The sequence below is a fragment of the Marinomonas sp. ef1 genome (assembly GCF_002806845.1).
Lineage (GTDB): Bacteria > Pseudomonadota > Gammaproteobacteria > Pseudomonadales > Marinomonadaceae > Marinomonas > Marinomonas polaris.
The window spans coordinates 145551-164402 of sequence record NZ_NHTT01000007.1 but is presented as its reverse complement, the minus strand read 5'-3'; the positions used below and the strand labels follow the sequence as shown (position 1 = coordinate 164402).

The following is an 18852-nucleotide window of genomic DNA, read 5'->3' as shown; positions in this document are numbered from 1 at the left end:
ATAAATGTTGCATAAATAAAGCTAAAAGTTAGCCGATCATAACTCGATTTCGTCCAGCACCTTTGGCCTCATAGAGTAAGATATCGGCGCGTTTTACGATACGACTCTGATCATCAAAATCTTGATAATCAGTCACGCCTAAACTGATGGTAAATGCTGGCATGCCATCTTCATTCAAAGTTTCAATCTTCTTGCGTAACTGTTCAGCCAATACTCCAGCATCTTCACAATTTGTATCTCTTAGTAATACAGCAAATTCCTCACCGCCGATTCTGAACAACATGTCTGTTTCACGTAGACGTTTTCGCAAGGTATTAACCAGTAATTTGAGTACATTATCACCAACGTCATGCCCATGGGCATCGTTGATTTTCTTAAAATGATCAACATCTAGCAAAATCAAACTAAAATGATGACCGCGATTGGCAAGCGCCAGTTCATCTTTGATTTGTTCGTCCCATTTGTGACGATTAAATGCACCAGTTAGCTTGTCTCGTGTGGCTAACTCAATCAGCTGAGTTTCAACTTCGTCACGATTATCTTTTTCCAACGAGAAACGTGCCATCAGAATCTTTAAATCTTTTTCCAACTGATCCAATTCATCAGAACCTTTATTGCGAGTAGCATCGCTACTCTCATCAGGAGAAATAGAACGATGCAAAGACTCTATCTGACCACGCAACGAACCCACCTTCTGACGAAAAGACAAAATCGTATAAAGGGTTAAATAGCCGCCAATAGCAAAGGCAGAAAAACCGAGTATGGCATTCACAACCATAAAATCACGTTCTTGTTTTTCTACTGTCGCGGCGACCTTCATCGTGAGTTGGTCAATATTCACAAGCAACTCATCGGCTTGAGAATCTAATAAATTATCTTGTTTTTCTAGCTCAGCCCACGATACCGAATAATGCTCTTCGCCTTTGTTCAAAAACCGAGAGAACAAGTTTTCGAAACCTACTCTATGGCTATGTAACACACTAATCTGCTGAATCAAGGATTGATGTTCTTCTACTTTGATACGAATGCTGCCGAATATCATGCCTGTATGAAGTATGCTAATACTCTTATCAAGCTGTGCAGATAGCAGCTGACTAAACTCATCAAAGCCTTTGACACTTTTGGTCTGTGATACTTCATCAGCAAAAAAAGTATCGCCTTGTAGACGAATTCCCTCCATCAATAAATGCTGTTTAAGCTGCAAAATTTCTATATCAGCAATGACTTCGGAAAGTGGAATATCAATCTCCGCGACCTCTTGCATTTCTTTGTAGATTTTTTGTGTCTGATACGTTGAATAAAGAATCACCACAAAGAGAAACGATAAGAGAACAAAAGACAGGCTGCTTATTTTTCGTGTCATAGAGACATTTAACCAATTAAACATAGAGGGTTCTTGATAAGTGTTGTACAACTAAAGCTAGGATATAAAGCATAAAAATCAATCCAAACAATGAACTTAAATATTAACATAGTTAGATACTGTAAAAGTTAGGATATAAAACCTAAGTTTTTGAAAGGGCTTAACTACTTTAGTGTTTAAAAGTGATCATAAAACACTTTTTTGATGACGACATGCACGATCTGTTATGTAAAAATCAGAAAATAGCACAACTAAACAGGTTAACTTTAAGCAAGGTCGATCTATAAAATATTTATCAATAATGAAACAACAATAAGACTAATGGATGAACACATTCAAAATGCGCTATCTGACTATTGTAAAACTACTTACTCTTCTGACTTTTTTTGCTCAAAACAGTGCTTTTGCAGAGAAACAAGCGACCATTATTTTTGATGCTGAAATGTCGACAATTAACGATGCAGAAAATGGCAGCTATGCTCAGTTAGCAACTCTTATTGATGATTATAGAGAAAAAAGTACCAGTACGTTTTTCATTTTCGGTGGCGAAAGCTTAGGACCAAGCATGCTATCCTCTATGGACAGGGGCGCCCATATTATTGATGTACTTAATAGCCTCGAACCTAATGCTATGGGAGTTTCAAAACGGGAATTTAGCTATCAAGAAGATGAGCTGATATTACGTACCTATGAAGCCGCTTTTCCAATCGTATCAAGCAACTTATATGACCCTATCTCCAAGCAATCACCAGAAGGCATTGAAGCCTATACTTTGCTAAAACAAGGTGGGGTGAAACTAGGGTTCATTTCCATACTAGACCCAATCGTTACCGAAAAGTACCCAACAAAAAGACTAGTAATTACACCGCCACTACAAGCAGTCTTGGAAATAGCTAAATTACTTAGGAAGCAAAATGTAGATTTAATTGTTTTACATTACTCCACTTTTTCTCCTGTTATTAACCAACTATTGGAACAAGGCATCATTGATCTTGCTCTTTTTGAGGATCAAAACTTCCACTCTAATACTTATTTAAATTCCCCACGACATCCAAATAATCTTGTGCTGGCAAAAAAGAGTGACGCTGCGGTTATTCAACTTACCTGGCAACCAGATCACCCTCACGATAGTTTGGTCATCGAAGAGATCAGTGTTGATCTAACTTCTCTTCCTGCAAAACCTAAAGTATTGCAGTTGGAAGAAGAATACGATAATAGACTCAACTCATTATTAAACGAAGTAATAGGTAAAACCGACACACAAATTAATTTACAACGAAAAGTACTGCGTACTTCTGAAAACGGCTTTGCCAATTTGGTTACAGATACATTAAAAGATTTTACCGATGCTCAAATTGCTCTTATAAATAGCGGTACATTACGAAGTGAAAAAATACTCCAAGCAGGGTCGCCTCTTACAGTAAGAGACATTCGTGCCATGCTACCCTATCGCAATACCCTCCAGTTAATAGAAGCAACCGGGCAACAAATAATGGACGCACTAGAGCATGGCCTCAGCAAATTAGAATCACAAAGTGGCCAGTTTTTACAAGTCGCTGGAATTAAAGTAACTTATGACTCGTCACGCCCCATAGGCAAACGCCTGATTTCTGTTACATTAAACAAACAACCGCTACAACCAAAACAAATCTATAAAGTTGTCTCGCTCGACTATCTAATAAATGGTGGCGATGGATTTACTATGTTTAAAAACAGCAAAGCACTGACTTATAAACAAACCAACAGCTTAACCCTATCAGACATCATGAGCGTTGAAATTCACCAGAAAAAAGTCATTGCTCCTAAAATTGATGGTCGATTAAAAAATCTAGCGGTAGAAAATTAAACATGAACAACAAACCGCTATTTTCCCCTATTTCAAAGACAAGTAACAATCGGCGATTAAGCTTAGTAAAACAACTGGGCATATTACTAGTTATCGGGTTATTGCTTTTTGTTAGCGTTGGGTATGTATTGCAAACTAGGTTAGAGCAAACTAAATCCATACTTAATGACTTAACTCTCAATACTATTCCAGCGATGAATAATGCCACTAGAAGCGCGTTAAAATCAGGTGAATTGATGTCTGCACTTGAGTCCTTAACCTCCGCAACAACACCGGCAGAAAGAAGAATTGCCGAATTAGAGGTAACAGAAAAGCTCAAAGCACTAGAAAAAGAAACCAGCAAAATAACCGATAACCAAACTGTCATTATGTTGCTCAAAACCACTCAGGAAGAAACCGAGCACCTCAACGTCTTAATTGATCAGAAACTAGACCTAGCCTATAAAATAAAAGTTAACTTGAAAAAAATATGGGATCTGAAAATTGAAGCAGATCAAATAAACCCACCCACTAATATCTTGCCATTGGAGCAAACGTATTTTATGCAATGGCAGATTGCTTTATTACAAACACTCTCATTTGCCTATAAAATAGAAAACACTGAACGATTAAGCGATTTACAAGAAATACATCGTTTACTCGAACTCAACTTACAGAACATGGATGTGGTTTCGACAAACCTTGCTGCCCCATTAAAAAAACAAGTTGAACAGATTAATACTGATCTTAGATGCATCCTTTCAGATCCTGAAAATCTTGCAGAACAACAGGCAAATTATCTTCGAATTATCGGTAGAACTCGCGGGCGCGAGCATTTCATCCATAATATGATCAGCGACTACAGCAACATAACAAACCAACAGTCCCTTGTTGAATATAATAATTTAAACGGCAAAATAGCCTCACTGGCACAAGGGATGACAACACAGAAAATATGGTTCATTTGTGGTTTTATTTTATTATCCACAATGATCATTGCGACATTAGGACTTTATAGTTATGCGGTTAAGCGCTTACGAACCTTAACTCAAAAAATTAACCTAATGACCAAAGGCTCACACAACCTTCCTTCAAATAGGGATGAGATTGATGAGTTATTTCAGGCTTTTGATGAGTTCTCAAACACGATTAATACGCAAACACGCCGCTTGGAGAGCCTGTCTCTCACAGACAGTTTGACCAATATAGCTAACAGACGGGCGTTTGATCAGCGCTTGTTAGTTGAACTGTCATCAGACAAAAGTAGCAGGTACGACCTGTCCATCCTGCTAATAGATGTCGACTATTTTAAACAATATAATGACACATATGGACATATTAGCGGTGATGAAGCATTACAGAAAATTGCCTCGTCACTAGAAAGTATAATTAACAAAGAAACCGATTTGCTCGCCCGCTATGGCGGAGAAGAGTTTGTTGTCATCCTTCCAAATAAAAGCGCAAAACAAGCGGAAGAAATTGCCCAGCAAATGAAACAAGTAATTGAGTTAATAAACATAGAGCATAAAACAAGCAAGATAGCAGATGCCATCACGGTAAGTATAGGTATTGTAACTAGAGTAAAAAACGGAAAAACTGACACCGACACGTTAATGAAAAATGCTGATATTGCACTTTACCATTCAAAAGCCCAAGGCCGGGATCAAGCAACGCATATCGATAATATTAACTGAATTTAAACTAAGTACAGATACACTTTCGTATCTGTACTTAACAACACTCATAGATAAAATTCTATACTGCGGTAGGCTTACCAATACGTTTTAGTAGCGTCACAATCACCGCTAGAGCACAAACACCTAAAATAGCACCAGTGAAACCGACACTCCCCAAGCCAACAAATTGAATAACCTGATTACCAATCAAAGCACCCGCACCGATACCCAAATTTATAATGCCAGAATACAAAGACATAATAATATCAGCGGCAGTATCGTCTACTTTCAGCACTCGTATCTGCATGCTCAAGCCAATAATCATCAGCGACGCACCCCACAACAAAACGCTGGTAATCAGCAAAGAGCCACTTGGTGCGACAAAGTACAATGCACTCATACACAATGATGCGATGACGACACTAGAAACTAACATCAAAGTATTCGCTCTTTCACCAAAGTAGCTAAACAGCACACTTCCGACAATCCCCGCCATACCAAACAGCAATAATACCAACGTGGTGAATTGACCACTGGCTGAACCGATCTCTTTTAAGAAGGGCTCTATGTAGCTGTAAGCCGTGTAATGAGCAGAAAAAATTATAAAGATAAATAAATACATGCTTAGCAATACTTTATTACGAAGCACTTCTGGTACCTTACTAAGAGAACCCGAAAACAAGCTAGGCAAATTGGGCAACAAGCGATACATGGCTAACATGATAATTAATGCGATGATCGCAATAACAGCAAACGTCGTACGCCATCCTAAAAGCTGACCAATGATACGGCCTGCAGGCACGCCAAGCACCATCGCCAGTCCAGTCCCCGTTGCCAGTACACTCAGCGCAAAGGTATGTTTTCCTTGCGGAGCAACACGAATCGCAATAGAAGCGGTAATCGACCAAAACACCGCATGGGCAAACGCAATTCCGATACGGCTCACCAACAACGTCGTAAAGTTCCACGCCACGACCGTCAAAATATGACTGGCAATAAACAAGGCAAACAGACCTAGCAATAACGTCTTACGCTCTAGCTTACGCGTCAATAACATCATTGGCAGTGACATAAGCGCCACAATCCACGCATAGACAGTCAGCATCCAACCAACCTGTGCAGGCGGAATCGAAAAGCTTTGCGCAATATCCGACAACAACCCCACAGGAACAAATTCTGTGGTGTTAAAAATAAAAGCACTGAAGCCCAGCACAAAAACGCGCAAGTATTGAACACGGCGAGAAGCCGTATCCTCAGTAGAAGGAATTGATATCATGATGACCTGCAGGAATGAGAGCGACAAGAAAGACCGCTATTGTCCACTTTTTTAAGCATAACGGAATAGTGAAATATGGATGTTTATTGATAGTTATCTTAATGCTAGCTCTGATCAATTTAGAAAGTCTAAACATCCCCTTCTCCCTTACCAAATAATTTTTCTTTAAGAAGAATTACTTTGATTTTTTATGGAAAATGCCATACAAACTACGCACCAAAATAACGCAAAAAAACAGCACCAAGATCACGCGAGATAATCTATCAACGTTGAAGGAACCGACATGAACAATTTATCCGTAAAAGCGAAATTCATCACCCTCATTTTATCTATCATCATTATATTTTTGGTGGCATTAAGTTTAATAAAAGCAAAAAGTACAGAATTAGCAACTCGCTTTGACCGATTCTATGAAGAAAACCACAATGTTTCGCTCAATTTAGAGCGAGTGAAAGAAGCACAGGTTAATATCGTCCTCAATGTCCGAGGGTTACAGATTGCTTATCTACTATCACTCGACCAGCAAATCCCAGGTTATTTAGAAGCTATCTCAAAAAGCTACAACACAACACCGTCTCTTATTAATGAGCTTAACAAAGGCCTTTCTGATAAATCCGACGAATCTAGAAAGCTACAAACACTGCTTAATAATTTTCAAAGTAAAACAAAAGCTTTCGTCAGCGCGATGGAAAATTCGGCCGATAACAAAGCGCCCTTCCCCGTATTTTCTGCTTTCATCGGCTCATACAATGACCTGATGACATACTTCGCGCTTCTAACAGACAAGACAAACACCGAAGTCATTGAAGCAAAAAAACAAACGGAAAGTCTTGTTGCAGAAATTGAAATCGGCTTTTGGATTTCTATCTTAATCGCACTGGTTATCTCCATAACACTTAGCTATTTAATATCCAACAACATAGTACGTGGTATTTTGGCAGTTCGTAACGCCGCACAAAATATGGCACAAGGCCACCTTAATAAGCCAGTTCAAGTGTCAGGAAGCGATGAAATTGCTGAACTTGGTAATGCCATTAATACCTCTGCGAAAAATCTACGCTCTGTCATTGCTGGTGTTCTTAGTTCGGTAAACAAAGTAAATGAAAATAGCCAAGAAGTATTAAAGGTAAACCAAGAGGTAAGCGAATATTCTGTTCACATTATGGACAACACCACTCAAGTGGTTGTGGCACTAGATCAGATGTCCGCTAATAACCGCACCATTGCTGACAACACTCAACAATCAGCCGACGCCGCCAATAACATTCGCACTGTGGCACAAAACAGTTTAACCACAGCAAACGGAACCTTAGACGCAATAAATCAGCTGGTTGGCTCCTTAAAAGAAACAGGAACTGTTGTTACTCAACTACGCCAAGAAACAACCAATATAGAAACCATCTTAGATGTTATTCGTAGTATCGCAGAGCAAACCAATTTACTTGCCCTGAACGCTGCGATAGAAGCAGCTCGTGCAGGCGAACAAGGCCGAGGATTCGCCGTTGTTGCAGACGAAGTTCGAACTCTAGCGCAACGTTCACAAGATAGCGTAAATGAAATTGAAACACTTTTAGCTCAACTTAGTACTGCCAGTGGGCAGGCGGTCAATCGTATGGAGATCAGCTTAAAACTAGTCGACTCGTCTAGAGAACAAGTCGAAAAAACCAACGAACTCACAGGCAACATTTTAACAGGCATTGAACGAATTTCAGCGCAAGCTCAACACATTGCTCAATCCATAGAAGAGCAAACGCAAGTATCTGAAGACATCACCAAGAAAATGCACTCTGTGCAAAGCTTAACAAAACAAAGTGCAGAAATGGCCAAACGTTCAGGTCTTAACATGGCTCAAAGCAGTGTCGACGTGCAGCAGCAATTAAGCTTCTTTAAGCTTTAATACCAACCACCTTAATCCTCTATGCGTCTATCCATTTATTAAATGGTTAGGCGCTTTTCATGGCTGTAACTTCTACCTTTCTTTGTTACGACAACACCACAAGATCCGCACATAGGTTCTTAAAATTCCTACATTTTTTTACAGAATTCCCCCCTCACCTATGAGACGATGTTGATTAATAAATAAACCGCTATGAGTACCAATGACGCCTTCTATTTTATATTTTTCACCTCAACTAGCATCATGGAAGACGCAACTAGACACACTATTATTGACTTGTGGGCAAGCCGTCGAATGGCAAGCTGTACAAAGTATTGATCAGTCACCTGTTCTATCTGTCGCATTACTTGCAGAAAAAGATATAAAAGCATCTGATTGGCCTCTTTTAGCATCCAGAAAGACCATAGTTATCGTCGACGAATGGAGCTTAGAACGAAGCGTTACATGGATACAAAGAGGAGCAGCAAACTGTTTTGCACGTGATGACGAACATCTCGCTGCGTGGATAATATCTGAACTCTCAAGTTTTACTTTAAACCCTTCCAATCAAACTGAAAATGACGTGTTACAAGTCATCATAGATGCGATTCCCGTACCTATTTTTTTCAAAGACCATTTGCATATTTATCGAGGCTGCAACACGGCATTTTGTCAATCCCTTGGTTTTTCTCGTGAAAAAGTCATTGGTCATTCTGTATATGATGTAGCGCCAAAACACCTCGCAGACACTTATTATAAAGCTGATTGCCAATTATTAGCCAAAGGCGGCACGCAGTGTTATGAGGCGGAAGTACGATTTTCCGACGGTTCCCTCCATGAAATGGAGTTCAATAAAGCCGTTTTCACTAAATCAAATGGTACAGCCTTAGGACAAGTTGGCGTCATGCTGGACGTTACTGAGCGTAATCAATTAATACGCCAATTAGATAAAGCCACTCGTACAGACCCCTTAACTGGAACGTCAAATCGTAGAGAGTTTAATCTCATCATTCACGACGAGTTCGATAAACGAAAACACTCAGAGAAAAAACTTAGCTTAATGACGTTAGACGTAGATTTTTTCAAGAAAATCAACGACAAATTTGGTCATGGTGGAGGCGATCAAGCACTGCAATTAATCGCTAACTGGTTACAAAGCCAATTACGCTCCTCAGACACTTTGTTTCGTGTTGGTGGCGAAGAGTTTTATATTTTAATGCGAGATACCGATATACAAAACGCACTAAAAACCGCAGAGAGATTATGTAAAGGCATGGCGACTCATACCTTCTTAATCAATCAACAATCAGTACACATTACACTGTCTGCAGGTGTTATTGAATTAGACCCAACTACAGACCTAGAAAACGCTCTCGATATGGTAGACAAGGCATTGTACGAAGCAAAATCAGACGGTAGAAATTGTGTTTGTCCGGTATTTCAGTAATACATAGAAAATTTATTAAAAACACAACCTTAAACGGGAACGATTTCCATTCCCGTCTGTCTATAGCGAAGTAATCATTGGCAGTCCCAACTTCATACTATAGATAGGAACCCGTAATGAAACGTCCAACAACAAAAACATCACTAATAACCTTAGCTGGCGCAACCTCGATACTCGCTTTTAGCAGTACATCCGTTCAGGCAAGTGGCGAGGTTAATATTTACTCTGCTCGCAGCGAAGCACTTATCGCACCTTTGTTAGATATCTATTCAAAAGAAAACAATGTCAAAGTAAACCTAATTACCGGTAGCGCGGATACTCTATTGAGCCGACTACAATCAGAAGGTGACGCTAGCCCAGCCGATGTATTCATTACTGTTGATGCAGGACGTTTATACCGAGCAAAAGAAGCAGGTGTGCTTCAGCCGTTTGAAACTGACAATCTAAACAAAGTCGTGCCTGAGCACCTAAAAGACCGCGAAGGTTACTGGTACGGCCTTTCTCAACGTGCTCGCGTTATCCTTTATAATCCAGAGACTGTATCCGCTGCTGATCTATCAACTTACGAAGATCTAGCTGACCCTAAATGGAAAGGCAAAATTTGCATTCGCTCTTCTAACAACATATACAACCAATCTTTGGTTGCTTCGATGATAGATGCAAACGGTGAAAAGCAAACTCTTGAGTGGATTAAAGGTTTAGTAGCCAACTTTGCTCGTCCACCAGCAGGCGGCGACACTGATCAGCTAAAAGCCGCAGCTGCGGGGGTTTGTGACATTGCCATAGCGAATACCTATTACTTTGGCCGTTTAGGGTTAAGCGACAAGGCAGACGAACGCGCTGTTTTTAACAAGCTTAAAATGTTCTGGCCTAACCAAGCTGACAACGAACGTGGCGCTCATGTGAATGTCAGCGGTATTGGCATCACCGCATCCGCGAAAAACAAAGAAAACGCTCAACAGCTCATTGACTTCTTAACCAATAAGCAAAGCCAAGAATGGTACGCCAACGTGAACAACGAATACGCAGTGATCGAAGGCGTGGCGCCACCTAAAAGCTTAGCAACGTTTGGTGAGTTCAAAGCCGATAAAGTGTCTTTGAGTGTATTAGGTGAAAACAACCGTCAAGCGGTTAAATTAATGGACCAAGGTGGTTGGAAGTAAATTAAGCTTTCCACCTCACGCAGCAAAAAAAGAGAAGAGGCGCTACGGCGTCTCTTCTTCCATCAAATTCCAAAACGCTTCTACCAGCGGGTTCTTCAAGCTTTTCTTCAGAGCAAACAAACCAATATCGTATGGCTCCAATTCAGGTTGTACATCTAGCACCTTAATTCGATCCACCAATGGGCTGTTATCCAAGACGATTTTTGGCACCACGCCGATACCAAAACCTAGGCTCACCATACTCACGATCGCTTCGTTACCGGTGACTTGTGCATAAATCCGTGGCGCGATGTCGTGCTGGCGAAACCATTCATCGACACGCGTTCGAGACACACCGCTTTCCGAGAGAATCATTGGAATATTCGCCCACTCTTCCGGCGTAGTTGGCGTGTTTGTTGGCACATTCGGCACTTGTTGTTCAAGAGGCGCAATAAACAACAAGGGCGAAATAGCGATAGGCTTAAAGGCTAATCCTCGAGGCAAGTTAGTTGGACGTGCAGCAAGACTAATGTCTTCTTTACCATCGAGAACATGGGCTATAGCGTGTTCTGGATCACCCGTGCGCAGTTTGATTTCAATAGCAGGATAGGCAATACGAAAACGCCGCAGCAACTCATACAAAAAACTGTAACTCGCTGTTACTGAGCCATAAAGGCTGATTTCACCGCTAAGCTGGTCGGAATTATCCGTCAGTTCATGACGAATTAAGTTCCATTGTCGGCTGGTATCACGCGCATACTTGAGAAATTTCTGCCCTTCTTGGGTCAATGCCACGGTGCGATTGTCGCGGTTGAACAGCGCTACACCTAGCTCATCCTCTAAGTGCCGAATGTTACGCGACATGGCAGAAATACTGATATGGCATTCGTCACTGGCGCGTCCGAAGTTCAATGTTTCCGCCAAGGCGAGGAACTGTTTAAGCGTCTTAATATTCATCATGAAACCTTAGTCACCTACTATTCGCCCATAATAAAACATGTTTGCAAAAAATGGGACACTATATTGCGAATATATCAATTTACGAAAAGATCCCACTAGGATAGATTAGCCCTACTCGCAGGACGTCATGAAAAGCATGGCTTGGCGACTGTGTAATCCATTTTTAATATCAGCGTGTTTTTATCGTTGATACATTAATCAAATCTATAGGATGTGTATAACATGGCTAACTACTTCAATACTTTGCCGCTACGCGAGCAACTAGCTCAATTAGCAAAATGTCGCTTCATGGACAGCTCTGAATTTGCAGATGGCGTAGAAGCGCTTAAAGGCAAAAAAATGGTTGTTATCGGTTGTGGTGCACAAGGTCTTAACCAAGGCTTGAACCTACGTGATTCTGGTCTAGACGTTTCTTACGCTTTGCGTCCTGAAGCGATTGCACAAAAACGTCAGTCTTGGAAAAACGCGACTGAAAACGGTTTTGTTGTTGGCACTTACGAAGATTTGATCCCAACTGCCGATGTAGTTTTGAACCTAACACCAGATAAGCAACACACTCCAGTTGTTACTGCTGTTATGCCTCTTATGAAGAAAGACGCTTGCCTATCTTACTCTCACGGTTTCAACATCGTAGAAGAAGGCATGAAAATCCGCGAAGACTTAACAGTAATCATGGTTGCTCCTAAGTGCCCAGGTTCTGAAGTTCGCGCTGAATACGTTCGTGGTTTCGGTGTTCCAACTCTAATCGCTGTTCACGAAGACAACGATCCTAAAGGCGAAGGTCTTGCGCTAGCAAAAGCGTACGCGGTAGGTACCGGCGGTCACAAAGCAGGCGTGTTGATGTCTTCTTTCATCGCTGAAGTTAAATCTGACCTTATGGGTGAGCAAACTATCCTTTGTGGTATGTTGCAAACTGGTTCTATCCTTTGCTTCGACAAAATGGTTGAAGAAGGCATCGACGCTGGCTACGCATCTCGTTTGATCCAATTCGGTTGGGAAACTATCACTGAAGCATTGAAATACGGCGGCGTGACCAACATGCTAGATCGTCTTTCTAACCCAGCTAAGATCAAAGCATTCGATCTTTCTGAAGAACTAAAAGTGATCATGCGTCCTTTGTACAACAAGCACCAAGACGACATCATCAGTGGTCACTTCTCTCAAACTATGATGGAAGACTGGGCGAACGATGATAAAAATCTTCTTCAATGGCGTGCAGACACGGCTGAAACTAACTTCGAAAAAACACCTGCTGGCGATGTAGAAATTTCTGAGCAAGAATTCTTCGACAACGGTATCTTGATGGTTGCTATGGTTAAAGCTGGCGTTGAGCTTGCTTTCGAAACTATGACAGCAGCTGGTATCATTGCTGAATCGGCTTACTACGAGTCTCTACACGAAACTCCACTAATCGCGAACACTATAGCTCGTAAGAAATTGTACGAAATGAACGCGACAATCTCTGATACAGCAGAATACGGTTGTTACCTATACAACCACGCTTGTGTTCCACTATTGGCTGACTTCATGAAAGACATCAAAACCGACGTTATCGGTAAAGGTCTTTCTGTAGAAGACAACGGCGTAGATAACGCTCGTTTGATCGAAGTAAACAAAGCACTTCGTTCACATCCAGTAGAAGCAGTTGGCGCGGTGTTACGCGGCCACATGGCGGATATGAAAAAAATCGTTTAATACGACGATTAGATTAATGCGCGCTCGCTTATAAGATCGTGCTTTAAACTCAAAAAGCCGAGATTGTTTACATAAATGATCTCGGCTTTTTTGTCTCTTCTTGTTCTAAACAAAACATTAGGAAATACCATGGACAGCATCCGCTTAGACACTATCCAGTTAAAGAAAGTGACAGTGAACTTTGATGATCGCTTTACACTAAGCGAGATTAACTGGACCATTGAACCCAACCAACATTGGGTGATTACAGGCACTAATGGTGCCGGTAAATCCGCTTTGGCAGCAGTCTTAGCCGGAGTGGGCGATATTGAAAACGGCACAGTAACTGGTCTTCCAAAAAATGTGGGATTGGTGTCTTTTGAAGCCCAAGCCGAACTGATTGCCAAAGAACTGAAAAAAGACGACGCCGACATCATGGACGTGATTTCACTCGGCACACCTGTACATGAAATAATTTTCGATAACTGCCGAGATCCAGAGCTAGCCCAAGCACTGGTAGAAAAATTTGGCCTAAGCAAACTACTCGACCGCGCCTTTCGTAAACTTTCCACAGGCGAAACCCGCAAAGTCATGCTAATTCGCGCTTTATCCAGCAAACCCGACCTACTAATTTTAGACGAGCCATTCGATGGTTTAGACGTCGACACCCTTGCCATGCTGCAAGCGCATCTCGCTTCTATCATAGAAACAACGCCGATGATCATGGTGCTAAACCGCTTTGATGAAATGCCTGAGTTTATTACTCATGTGGCTTATGTTGATAAGGGACGAGTGGAACTGACAGTAGATAAAAAAGACGAAAATGCCTTCAACGAGCTCTACCAATTACTGCATTTGAAAAACACTGACCTAAGTGTGCCAGAAGCCGACCCAACCAATAAACTACCAGCACTCGACCCAAGTCAGCCGCTAGTGAAACTGAACCAAGCAACCATCAAATATGGCGACACGATCATTGTCGACAAACTGGATTGGACCATTCAGCAAGGCCAACATTGGCAACTCAGCGGCCCCAACGGTAGCGGCAAAACATGCGTTTTATCTTTGATCACTGGCGATCATCCACAATGCTACACCAACGATATTTTCGTCTTTGGATTTCAGCGTGGCAACGGCGAAAGCATTTGGCAAATCAAACAATTTATCGGCTATGTTTCCACGGCACTGCAATGGGAATACCGCGTCAGCACCAGCTGTAAAAACGTCATTATTTCCGGCTTCTACGACAGCATCGGCATGTACAGCAAATCCACCGATAACCAAAAGAAAATCGCCGACCAATGGCTTGCACTACTCGGCATGGCAGACCGCGGCGACCAGCCATTTAACAAGCTCTCCTACGGCGACCAACGTTTACTGCTCATCGCCCGCGCCATGGTGAAACATCCGCCACTCTTGATCCTAGATGAACCTTGCCTCGGCCTAGACGACATGAACCGCCAGCTCGTCCTCGCGCTGATCGAGAAAATATGCCAAGGCAAAGAAACCACCGTTCTCTACGTTAACCACCACGCAGAAGATAAGATCAAAGGGATAGAGAACTACTTGGGATTGAAGAAGAACAGCTAGGATTTACATCTTCCAGAAACACAAAAGCCAACTCATTGAGTTGGCTTTTGTGTTTTTAGCAAAATTTAAACTAAGCGGATTTCTAACTTCTTCCCCAATGCGGAAGCGAACTTCTCTAACATCGACAATTTCACGTCTTCAGAGTGATTTTCAATTCGTGATATCGCGCTCTTTTGGATGTGTAATTTATCCGCAAGATCAAGCTGAGTCAGACCTGCATTAATACGCGCTTCTTTCAGTAACACACCGAACTTAAAGACCTGATAACCCTCATCATAGTTATCGGCAAAATTGGCGTCGCTCTCTTTTCTTTTCGCTATGTATTTTTGAAGATCACTCATAAGGGTTTCCTCTGTAAATAATTTTTATTATAAATTTCAATGACCCGAGGTTAACTTACAAGTGAACTTTGTCAATATTTACTGCCACTGCCGTCCTTTATAAAAAGTAAATACGCTTACTCTGCCCTTCATTCAAATCAAACCAAGATGATAGCAAGCCGTATTTTTTAGCGATAGAATGAGAAAATCACTACTAATGAAACCTATAAGGAACACTATGAACCATACCTTACGAACCATGACTATTGTGCTGGCTTGTGTCGCCAGTCTATCTGCTAACGCAGACCCAAAAACACCCGGCACTCATAAAGGCTATTCCACCATTGATATGACCACGGCGGGCATGCCAGCTGATGTGAAGATGATTTCTGTTGCGGATATTCAGAAAGAGCTGCAAGGCAAAGCGCCTTTTGCGGTTGGTTTTGATATCGATGATACGACCTTGTTTAGCACGCCGGTTTTTTATCGTGGCCAACAAGAATTCTCGCCAAACGGTTATTCTTACCTAACGAATCAAGACTTTTGGGATAAAGCAAACTGTGGCTGGGACGCATTCAGCATGCCGAAGAATATTGCCAAAGAGTTGATTGCGATGCACCAAGAACGTGGTGATAGCATTTATTTCATTACAGGTCGTACCGGTTCTGATTGTAATTTCACTACTGAGTATTTGAAAAAGACTTTTGATATCAAAAATATGCATGATGTTATTTTTGCAGGATCAAGCCGTACTGAATACACGAAAACTAAGTACATTAAAAACAATGACATCAAAGTTTATTACGGCGATGCGGATGGTGACATTATTTCAGCACGCGACGCAGGTGCCGAGGGGATTCGTGTAATGCGTGCGGCTAACTCTAGCTACACACCTATTCCAAAGAATGGCATCTATGGCGAACGAGTATTAAAAGACTCTCAATACTAACCTCTCTTTCGATTAGTATCAGAAAGGAGAAAGCCGAAAATCATTGAATTTTCGGCTTTCTGTTTTTCTACTATTAGGCTAATTCAAGACAGCGGACTCTATCTATGAAAATACTGGCCAACCAATTTTTGCACTAGATTCCAGATTCTTTTTGAGCCCGCGCTAATCACTGACCCATAACGCTGTTTAACTTGTTCATGGCTGACATTACCTTCGATCCATGTACCGCCGTTGGTAGCCACGTTGTGAATCAATGGTTGTAGTCGGTCTAGAGATTTCGCAAATACGGCGTCATTTGTTTAAGCGGCTTCAAATTCGTACCAAAGGGCTTTGAGTTCTTCACCTTGAGATGTTGGTAATAAACCAAAGAGACGATCCCCAGCTTTTTGCTCTGCCTCTTCTTGAGCTGTGTTATCCACCGTTTCATGTATCGGGTGATCACCCGCGTCGATTTCAACAATGTCATGGATCAAGAGCATTTTGATCACGCGCTCAATATTAATTTCCTTGTCGGAACTGTCTTTTAGGATTAAGGCATACATGGCCAAATGCCATGAATGTTCGGCAGAGTTCTCTCTTCGTGATTTATCAATCAATGGCGATTTACGGATAACAGATTTTAGTTGGTCTATCTCACATAAAAAGGCGAATTGTTTATCGAGAGTTTAGTCGTTTAGTTGCTCTGGCATGAAATACCTTAATCTGTCTTATTAGAGTTTGATCCAGAGTAACCAAGAAGCTATGAGAATTCGACCCTAAGTTTAAGGCTAACCTACAGATAGCAAAGCAGGCTTTAATAAATAGCCAACTGAAAAAGACATAACACAATAAGAGTTATATTCATTTCATCTAATGTGATGTAGCGCACGATCTTAGTCGGAATAAACTTCTATGATGGAACTAAGAATTGATCCGCGGAGTGTCCGCGAGGTTGAGTCTTAGGTCGTATCGCTGGCAAGGCTTAGGCGACACGGTTTTTTACCTATTTAAGGAGATCCGTATGTTTAAGCAACTCACTTTACTATCTATTATTGCTGGTGCATCCATTATGACGGCCAGTAATCCGATTTTTGCAGCTGATCAGGACAGAACTCAAGACAAGGATCAAATCCAGCGTGAAGACATGGAGATGGTTTATGGTTCTCAACTCATGACCCAGCAAGAGCGGTTACAATATCATCAGCAATATTTTGCATTAAAAACAGAACAAGAACGCGAAAAATTTCGTGACTTGCACCACAACCAAATGCTAATTCGGGCTCGTGAACAAGGTGTCACTTTGCCTTCTTGGTCTAGTGACATGGGAATGAATGGCGGTGGTATGGGAAGTAATCGTAATGGTGCAGGAAGCAATGGCGGCAAAGGTAACGGTGGTTCAGGTTCACCGTCGAACTAGTTAATTCTAGACGGGTCAACTATTCAATGAGTTTATCTGAAAGTGGGCTCATCTCTTTAGCTTCCACAATCTAAAAGATCTAATAGCCTGTCTGTCTGGTTGATTTAAGTGTACTAAACCATTAGCCACACTTATTTCTTTGTAAACTAGCCACTCATTCCGCTGTTACATTGTTCGATAGCGACATCATGCTTCTGCCAAATTTGTCGCCGACTCCTCTGATTGCAAGCACAATCTCTCAATTGTTGTATTTTTAGCCAGCGCTGGAAACCCGCCGATAGCCTGAGCAATCCATTCTTCAGCATTAGGAATAATCTCTACCAGTTGAGGAAGATCGTTAACACATAGAAACTTGATTTCAGGCTCTGTCGCTCTGGTCAACAGCGCTAGGGTGTCGGCAGGAGGTTGCCCTTTTCCATGTCCGCTTGAGATATGAAGATGGTCATCTGTCGTGCTAACCTTGGCCTCTTTATCCCTTATACAAGCGTGATTGTGCAGTCCCTGCGGGAAAAATTGATCCAAATTCCGAAATCTATATTTAATGTTATTGAGAAACTTATCGGGATACCGGGCAAACAATTCGGCCATCTTTGAACGTCGAAAAGGATGCACAACATGAGCAGCAGAAAACAGTTCTGTAGCAGGAAAACCAATAATTTGGGCTGCATTTATTTGCATGAAATAGTGAAATTTCGCAGGGTCATTCCGTATTTCGGTACTGATAAGTAGACCGCTGTAGTCAACCCATTTGCCTCGCAAAATAGGAGTAAGCCCGTCAAAAATGTCGGTCGGATTTAGAGGCGCGGTCAAGAACACATCATCATTAAAGTACATGAAGCGCTCGCTCAGCCCGTCAATGCGCCACAGCATGCTCTCAATCGCCAAAGAGTTGAATGTGGGCAACACCTGCGTGAATCCGTTAAAGATTTCTGCATGATAGGCAAGATGCACCTTGGCTCTAATGCTTTCTGAGAGGCTTGATAAATCAGGGCCTTCTTCATCAACAACAATCCAGATTTTACCTATCCACGGCGCATGGTTTTCGATCGATTGAATGCAGTATAAGATTTCATCGTTACACATCCATCTATGAGGGTTCGACGCATTCTCATGCAGTGGTAGAGACTCCATTGCCATATATCTTTGTCGTTTCTGGCGGTGTTTCACAGCACTTCCATCAACCCAAGTGATAACAGCATCAATCGGTTCAAGCTGGTGTTCGGTTGTATTACTTTGCATTTCAATATCCGTGCATGATGATCTCTTAGCTGATACAAATAGCGGCTCAGGCTGATCACCGGACGAGTCAATTCTAGGTGGGTCAACTCTTCAATGAGTTGATTTGATAGTGAATCTAT

At 41.6% G+C, this 18852-nt stretch carries 14 protein-coding genes and 1 pseudogene; 9 read left to right on the top strand and 6 right to left on the bottom strand.

From position 1 onward, the window contains the following. Positions 1 to 28: 28 nt before the first annotated feature. Positions 29 to 1387, bottom strand: coding sequence for a GGDEF domain-containing protein (locus CCS02_RS11785; protein ID WP_100636655.1), 1359 nt, complete (start codon positions 1385 to 1387; stop codon positions 29 to 31). Between the two features lie 301 nt (positions 1388 to 1688). On the opposite strand from CCS02_RS11785, the gene CCS02_RS11780 reads away from it, so the two are divergent. Next, positions 1689 to 3209 (top strand): bifunctional metallophosphatase/5'-nucleotidase, encoded by a 1521-nt coding sequence (locus CCS02_RS11780; protein WP_100636654.1) that lies wholly within the window; start codon positions 1689 to 1691, stop codon positions 3207 to 3209. Between the two features lie 2 nt (positions 3210 to 3211). Further along, positions 3212 to 4882: a GGDEF domain-containing protein gene (locus CCS02_RS11775; RefSeq protein WP_100636653.1), complete on the top strand. Its 1671-nt coding sequence runs from the start codon at positions 3212 to 3214 to the stop codon at positions 4880 to 4882. 61 nt (positions 4883 to 4943) lie between these two features. Here CCS02_RS11775 and CCS02_RS11770 read toward each other — a convergent pair whose 3' ends face one another. Beyond that, a complete protein-coding gene (locus CCS02_RS11770; RefSeq protein WP_100636652.1) occupies positions 4944 to 6140 on the bottom strand; it encodes a sugar transporter in 1197 nt (398 codons plus the stop codon). Between the two features lie 283 nt (positions 6141 to 6423). On the opposite strand from CCS02_RS11770, the gene CCS02_RS11765 reads away from it, so the two are divergent. The 3 genes from CCS02_RS11765 to CCS02_RS11755 all read left to right on the top strand — a co-directional run bounded on the left by CCS02_RS11765 (position 6424) and on the right by CCS02_RS11755 (position 10626). Then, positions 6424 to 8037, top strand: a complete 1614-nt coding sequence (locus CCS02_RS11765; protein ID WP_100636651.1) for a methyl-accepting chemotaxis protein — start codon at positions 6424 to 6426, stop codon at positions 8035 to 8037. A gap of 202 nt (positions 8038 to 8239) precedes the next feature. After that, entirely contained in the window at positions 8240 to 9463 is a 1224-nt protein-coding gene (locus CCS02_RS11760; RefSeq protein ID WP_100636650.1) for a GGDEF domain-containing protein, read from the top strand. Positions 9464 to 9579: 116 nt separating this feature from the next. Next, positions 9580 to 10626 carry a Fe(3+) ABC transporter substrate-binding protein gene (locus tag CCS02_RS11755; protein ID WP_100636649.1) on the top strand — a complete coding sequence of 349 codons (1047 nt, stop codon included), beginning with the start codon at positions 9580 to 9582 and terminating at the stop codon, positions 10624 to 10626. 42 nt (positions 10627 to 10668) lie between these two features. Here the strand turns inward: CCS02_RS11755 and ilvY are convergent, their stop codons facing one another. After that, positions 10669 to 11562, bottom strand: a complete 894-nt coding sequence (ilvY, locus tag CCS02_RS11750) for an HTH-type transcriptional activator IlvY (protein WP_100636711.1) — start codon at positions 11560 to 11562, stop codon at positions 10669 to 10671. Positions 11563 to 11787: 225 nt separating this feature from the next. Here ilvY and ilvC point away from each other — a divergent pair, with 225 nt between their 5' ends. After that, positions 11788 to 13260 carry a ketol-acid reductoisomerase gene (ilvC, locus tag CCS02_RS11745; protein ID WP_100186424.1) on the top strand — a complete coding sequence of 491 codons (1473 nt, stop codon included), beginning with the start codon at positions 11788 to 11790 and terminating at the stop codon, positions 13258 to 13260. Between the two features lie 129 nt (positions 13261 to 13389). Continuing rightward, the gene (gene modF, locus CCS02_RS11740; RefSeq protein ID WP_100636648.1) at positions 13390 to 14829 is read left to right on the top strand and encodes a molybdate ABC transporter ATP-binding protein ModF; all 1440 of its coding nucleotides are present in this window, start codon (positions 13390 to 13392) and stop codon (positions 14827 to 14829) included. A 65-nt stretch (positions 14830 to 14894) separates the two neighbouring features. On the opposite strand, the gene CCS02_RS11735 is transcribed toward modF, so the two are convergent. Then, on the bottom strand, positions 14895 to 15170 hold the full coding sequence (locus CCS02_RS11735; RefSeq protein WP_100636647.1) for a helix-turn-helix domain-containing protein: 276 nt from the start codon (positions 15168 to 15170) through the stop codon (positions 14895 to 14897). A 217-nt stretch (positions 15171 to 15387) separates the two neighbouring features. Between CCS02_RS11735 and aphA the strand changes: the two genes are divergently transcribed. Further along, positions 15388 to 16098, top strand: a complete 711-nt coding sequence (gene aphA / locus CCS02_RS11730; RefSeq protein WP_100636646.1) for an acid phosphatase AphA — start codon at positions 15388 to 15390, stop codon at positions 16096 to 16098. A gap of 98 nt (positions 16099 to 16196) precedes the next feature. Here aphA and CCS02_RS22370 read toward each other — a convergent pair. Next, positions 16197 to 16730, bottom strand: a pseudogene (locus CCS02_RS22370) (HD domain-containing protein). A gap of 368 nt (positions 16731 to 17098) precedes the next feature. Between CCS02_RS22370 and CCS02_RS11720 the strand changes: the two are divergent. Then, positions 17099 to 17494, top strand: coding sequence for a hypothetical protein (locus CCS02_RS11720; protein ID WP_100636645.1), 396 nt, complete (start codon positions 17099 to 17101; stop codon positions 17492 to 17494). 186 nt (positions 17495 to 17680) lie between these two features. On the opposite strand, the gene CCS02_RS11715 is transcribed toward CCS02_RS11720, so the two are convergent. Continuing rightward, the gene (locus CCS02_RS11715; RefSeq protein ID WP_100636644.1) at positions 17681 to 18733 is read right to left on the bottom strand and encodes a Stealth CR1 domain-containing protein; all 1053 of its coding nucleotides are present in this window, start codon (positions 18731 to 18733) and stop codon (positions 17681 to 17683) included. Between the last annotated feature and the right edge of the window lie 119 nt (positions 18734 to 18852).

Excerpts from the sequence above, each read along its gene's own strand:
- CCS02_RS11785 (WP_100636655.1), bottom strand. The coding sequence starts at position 1,387 with ATGTTTAATTGGTTAAATGTCTCTATGACACGAAAAATAAGCAGCCTG.
- CCS02_RS11780 (WP_100636654.1), top strand. The coding sequence starts at position 1,689 with ATGAACACATTCAAAATGCGCTATCTGACTATTGTAAAACTACTTACT.
- CCS02_RS11775 (WP_100636653.1), top strand. The coding sequence starts at position 3,212 with ATGAACAACAAACCGCTATTTTCCCCTATTTCAAAGACAAGTAACAAT.
- CCS02_RS11770 (WP_100636652.1), bottom strand. The coding sequence starts at position 6,140 with ATGATATCAATTCCTTCTACTGAGGATACGGCTTCTCGCCGTGTTCAA.
- CCS02_RS11765 (WP_100636651.1), top strand. The coding sequence starts at position 6,424 with ATGAACAATTTATCCGTAAAAGCGAAATTCATCACCCTCATTTTATCT.
- CCS02_RS11760 (WP_100636650.1), top strand. The coding sequence starts at position 8,240 with ATGACGCCTTCTATTTTATATTTTTCACCTCAACTAGCATCATGGAAG.
- CCS02_RS11755 (WP_100636649.1), top strand. The coding sequence starts at position 9,580 with ATGAAACGTCCAACAACAAAAACATCACTAATAACCTTAGCTGGCGCA.
- ilvY (WP_100636711.1), bottom strand. The coding sequence starts at position 11,562 with ATGAATATTAAGACGCTTAAACAGTTCCTCGCCTTGGCGGAAACATTG.
- ilvC (WP_100186424.1), top strand. The coding sequence starts at position 11,788 with ATGGCTAACTACTTCAATACTTTGCCGCTACGCGAGCAACTAGCTCAA.
- modF (WP_100636648.1), top strand. The coding sequence starts at position 13,390 with ATGGACAGCATCCGCTTAGACACTATCCAGTTAAAGAAAGTGACAGTG.
- CCS02_RS11735 (WP_100636647.1), bottom strand. The coding sequence starts at position 15,170 with ATGAGTGATCTTCAAAAATACATAGCGAAAAGAAAAGAGAGCGACGCC.
- aphA (WP_100636646.1), top strand. The coding sequence starts at position 15,388 with ATGAACCATACCTTACGAACCATGACTATTGTGCTGGCTTGTGTCGCC.
- CCS02_RS11720 (WP_100636645.1), top strand. The coding sequence starts at position 17,099 with ATGTTTAAGCAACTCACTTTACTATCTATTATTGCTGGTGCATCCATT.
- CCS02_RS11715 (WP_100636644.1), bottom strand. The coding sequence starts at position 18,733 with ATGCAAAGTAATACAACCGAACACCAGCTTGAACCGATTGATGCTGTT.